Raw genomic sequence first — 4,329 nt, 5'->3', positions numbered from 1 at the left:
CTGGCCTTTATACGGCAGGCCATACTGGAATGCCTGGAGCAGGCCAATTATGCCAATGTACATGCCATCGCCAAGCTCATTGGGCAAACACATCAGCTGAAAAATTTTCTGGCGCCCACCACGGATGAAATAATAGCCGACCAGCAAAACCTGCAATATGCGCTTACCTTTTTTATGATGCGCGACCTGATGCCGGATGCGCGGGATGAGATCATGTACTTCAACGATCTGTTGAAGGCATGTAAAAAAAAGCGGATCCAGCTGGCGCCCCTGCTGGAAAAATTATTACCACATGCCAGCAGCCAGATACGGTTTGGCAACTACTCCGTAAAAATGTTATTTGAGGGCGCGCTATGAACCCCGCCAACAGGTTAATCTTCAGGGATGCCGGCACCGGGCAGGTAACCGTTTTCCATTACCGCACCTTTTACGAAATGGTGATCGCCTGTATTGTGAAATACACCGGCAGATCACTGGAAGAAGCCCGGGCCCTTACAGACCATTCCTTTATTGTACAGCAGCCACCCACAGATGTTTTAGCCGCAGCCTTACTCACGCATGAATATGAATACCACTGGGCTATGCTGCTGGTGTATGGAGAGGAGTACTGGAATAAATACCCCGCTGTTTCCAGCACGCCGCCGGATGATTACTTTGACTGGTACGATGATTATATAACCGCCCACCAGCTGGCCACGGAACTATTGGTGGATGAATGAGTATCTTTAATCTATGAAGTATTTTCTTTCCGTTATCTGCACCATCCTATACTTAAGCGCAGCTGCGCAGCACCCGGCTTTTAAGGTAATCCCTCTGGGTGTAAAAGGCGGTATGGATGAAAGCAATCTTTCCGCATACCTCGTAGCCCCGCAGGGATCCAGCAACTACCTGTGCCTGGATGCAGGCACCTTACACGCCGGCCTGCAAAAGGCTGTACGCAACGGCCTTTTTAAAAAACCGGCTGGTGATGTGCTGCGGCAAAACGTAAAAGCATACTTTATTTCCCATCCCCACCTGGATCATGTGGCAGGGCTCATCATCAACTCCCCGGACGATACAGCCAAAACCATTTATGGCCTGCCCTTTTGCCTGGATGTGATCAATGACAAATACTTTTCCTGGAAAAGCTGGGCCAACTTTGCGGATGCCGGCGAAACACCGCAGCTGAAAAAATACCATTACAGCCCCATGACGCCCGCTGAAGCAACGCCGGTTGCGCAAACAGAATTAAGCGTACAGGCGTTCCCGTTAAGCCACTCCGCACCTTTCCAGAGCACGGCTTTTTTGGTGCGTTCCAAAGATGCTTATTTACTTTATTTGGGTGATACCGGTGCAGATGCCATTGAGGGATCGGACAAGCTGTTACAGTTATGGCAAAGGGTAGCACCCTTGCTGAAGGCCAAACAGCTGAAAGCTATTTTTATTGAAGTATCGTTCCCCGAAGAACAGCCACGGAAGCAGCTGTTCGGGCACCTTACCCCCAGCCTGCTGATGCAGGAAATGCATACGCTGGATAGCCTGAGCGGGTCACATGGTGTAAAGGGCCTTCCGGTAGTGATCACGCATATTAAACCCACCGGCAATAACGAAGCAGCTATTCATAAACAGTTAACCAACATGAATGCGCTGCACCTGCGGCTTATTTTCCCCGAGCAGGGAAAGCTGCTGGCGTTTTAAAATACTTGCCGCAAACACCTGCTGATGAATCAACGAGGCCCATTAACGATGCTGCTCATACACATTTACCGCTACCGCTGCTTTTAACTGTTCCAGCTCCACAGCATTCAGCAAAGGCGCATCAGCTGCAGCCACCGCATCTTTCAGCTGTTCAGGCGTACGTATGCCTACCACCGCAGCCGTCACCGGCCTTTGCTGCAGCACAAAACGCAGGGCTGTTTGCGCAGGTCCGCGTTGTGCACTGGAAAGGGCTTTAATGGCGCTGGCTGCGCGTTGTACTTCATCTGCCGTATAATTTAAATATGCAGCGGCAGGTTTATTTACAAGCAAGCCTTTGGCCACACTGCCCCGGGCCAGGATGCCGATGTTATGCTGCTGCAGCAGCTCAAAACAGGTTTCTTCCGGGCGGCGGTCCAGCAGGCTGTATTGCATCATTACGCTTACTATGCGGGACCTTTCCACATAGGCGCGTATCACATTCGGGCGGATGGAGGATATGCCGTAATAACGGATCTTGCCCTGTTCCTGCAGCCGTTCAAAGGCCTCGATCGTTTCATCAATATTATCTTCCAGCGTGCCGCCATGCAGCTGGTACAGGTCAATATAATCTGTTTGCAGGCGTTGCAGGCTGCCCTCAACGGCGCTTAAAATATATTCCTTCCGCGGGTTCCAGTCCCAGCCACTGCCATCGGGCCGCCACTGGTTGCCTGCTTTGGTGGCAATGATCACCTCTTTGCGTTTGCCCTGCAAGGCTTTTCCCAGCGTAATTTCATTAGCGCCCTTGTCGTACAGATCTGCCGTATCGAAATAATTGATACCGGCGGCCAGCGCCTGCTGTATTAAAGCGGCATTATCTGCATCACTGCCCTGCAAAGACATGGCCCCAAAAGCGATTTCGCTGATCTTCAGATCAGAGCTGCCTAATAATTTGTAGTTCATACCCCAAAACTAGGGCATTCAGCACAATGAAAGCCCCTTACTCATTTATAAAATAGTAACAGGATAGTCTATTGTCCGTATAAGATCCACGGCGTATATTGTTGTATGAAGAAAAAACTGGTACGCGCCGGCCTGCTCCTTTGCGCCGGCATTATAACATTATCATTTAACGCGCATGCGCAGCATAAAAGCCCGGTATTAAATCATATAGCCATTGCCGTATACGACCTGGATAAAGCCACTGCTTTTTACCGCGATGTAATGGAGATAGACACCCTGGCAGAACCGTTCCACGACGGCAAGCATACCTGGCTGAAGATAGGCCCACACAGCCAGCTGCACCTGATCAAGGCTGCAAAGGAAGTTACAGAACATGATATAGCCGCACACTTATGTTTCAGCGTGCCCTCTATAGATGATTTTATTCTTAAGCTCAATAAGCTGCACATTCCCTTCCGCAACTGGCAGGGCGAAAAGCAGAAATATACCCTGCGGGTAGATGGTGTTAAGCAAGTGTACCTGCAGGACCCTGATAAATATTGGGTAGAGGTGAATGACGATAAATACTAAAATTATTTAGCGCCGTCCAGCTCAGCCCGGGTAGAGTGATCATTCTGCGGCTTATACTGCACGTTCTCAATTTTCAGCACTACCGGGTTAGGCCACTTGTTATTGGTGTAAAAGCGCTGTCCGTTCACAGCGCTGATCACCAGCCCAACAGGGGTGGGTTGTACATAGATGTGCGCATCAAAATCCTTTTTATACTCCACCAGCTCACTGCCATAGCCTAATACGGATACTTTGGTTTGTGCATTACCCTCCAGGGTTTTCAGCACCAGGTCCTTACGCTCTCCATATTTCCATTCCGTACCGGCAGGTACAAAGGCATACACGGTATTGCCGGTTTTTGCCTTGGTGAACCAGATATTACCCTCGCGGATAATGTTCCAGGGGCGGATGGCAGCAATGCCTTCCTCATTAGCCATGTTCCATAAAGCCAGCTCGCGCAGCAGGGATTCCTGCTCTATCTGGATCTCCCCATCTGCCTTAGGCCCTACGTTCATGAGCAGGTTACCGCCTTTGGCGCGGGTTTCAATAAGCATGTTAATGATCTCTGTACCGGATTTCTGGGGATCGTTGGTAGGCTTCCACTGCCAGTCTGTTCCCATGGTAAAGCAGGCTTCCCAGGGGCCGGGCACCGGCTGGTTGGGCAGCTCCTGCTCAGGTGTGCGCATGGCGCCGCGCGTTACCAGTATATCCGGCTGCAGCTGCCAGGCATATTCCTTTAACCCATCTGCCGGGCCGTCAAAAAATATCAGGTCTATTTTTCCGTATTGCGTAAGCAGCTCTTTCACCTGTGCCTTATCATAAGCCATCAGCTCCGGGTTCTGGGCAGGGAAGTGCTGCGGCACCTGCATCCGGCCCAGGGGAATATGATGTTTCCAGAAGTAGTGAAAATCTTCCGGTGAAAAATACAGGCCAATGGCAATGCCCTGCTTACGAAAAGCCGCTATGATCTCCTTCAGCGCATCGCGCTTAAAAGGGGTATGCATAATATTGAAATCCGTGGTTTTGGTATCCCACATGCAAAAGCCTGCATGGTGCTTGGTAGTGAACACCACGTATTTCATGCCGGCCAGCTTTGCCAGTACGGCCCATTCCTCCGGATCAAACTTTTTAGGGTTAAAGGTTTTGGGCAGCTCTGTAGTGAAC

At 50.4% G+C, this 4,329-nt stretch carries 6 protein-coding genes; 4 read left to right on the top strand and 2 right to left on the bottom strand.

The window, feature by feature from the left end:
- The 3 genes from VIM87_RS03420 to VIM87_RS03410 all read left to right on the top strand — a co-directional run.
- Positions 1-357 (top strand): hypothetical protein (locus tag VIM87_RS03420; protein WP_331995611.1); only part of this gene is annotated, 357 nt, incomplete at its 5' end.
- Positions 354-719 carry a hypothetical protein gene (locus tag VIM87_RS03415; RefSeq protein ID WP_331995610.1) on the top strand — a complete coding sequence of 122 codons (366 nt, stop codon included), beginning with the start codon at positions 354-356 and terminating at the stop codon, positions 717-719. The genes VIM87_RS03420 and VIM87_RS03415, both read left to right, overlap by 4 nt.
- A gap of 13 nt (positions 720-732) precedes the next feature.
- Entirely contained in the window at positions 733-1,677 is a 945-nt protein-coding gene (locus VIM87_RS03410) for a 3',5'-cyclic-nucleotide phosphodiesterase (RefSeq protein ID WP_331995609.1), read from the top strand.
- 42 nt (positions 1,678-1,719) lie between these two features.
- Here VIM87_RS03410 and VIM87_RS03405 read toward each other — a convergent pair whose 3' ends face one another.
- Positions 1,720-2,616, bottom strand: coding sequence for an aldo/keto reductase (locus VIM87_RS03405; protein WP_331995608.1), 897 nt, complete (start codon positions 2,614-2,616; stop codon positions 1,720-1,722).
- A gap of 105 nt (positions 2,617-2,721) precedes the next feature.
- Here VIM87_RS03405 and VIM87_RS03400 point away from each other — a divergent pair, with 105 nt between their 5' ends.
- Positions 2,722-3,186, top strand: coding sequence for a VOC family protein (locus VIM87_RS03400; RefSeq protein ID WP_331995607.1), 465 nt, complete (start codon positions 2,722-2,724; stop codon positions 3,184-3,186).
- A 2-nt stretch (positions 3,187-3,188) separates the two neighbouring features.
- Here the strand turns inward: VIM87_RS03400 and VIM87_RS03395 are convergent.
- Positions 3,189-4,329 (bottom strand): alpha-L-fucosidase (locus VIM87_RS03395; protein ID WP_331995606.1); only part of this gene is annotated, 1,141 nt, incomplete at its 5' end.

The sequence above is a fragment of the Chitinophaga sp. genome (genome assembly GCF_036569125.1).
Classification (GTDB): domain Bacteria; phylum Bacteroidota; class Bacteroidia; order Chitinophagales; family Chitinophagaceae; genus Chitinophaga.
This window is presented reverse-complemented; position numbering and strand designations above follow the sequence as displayed.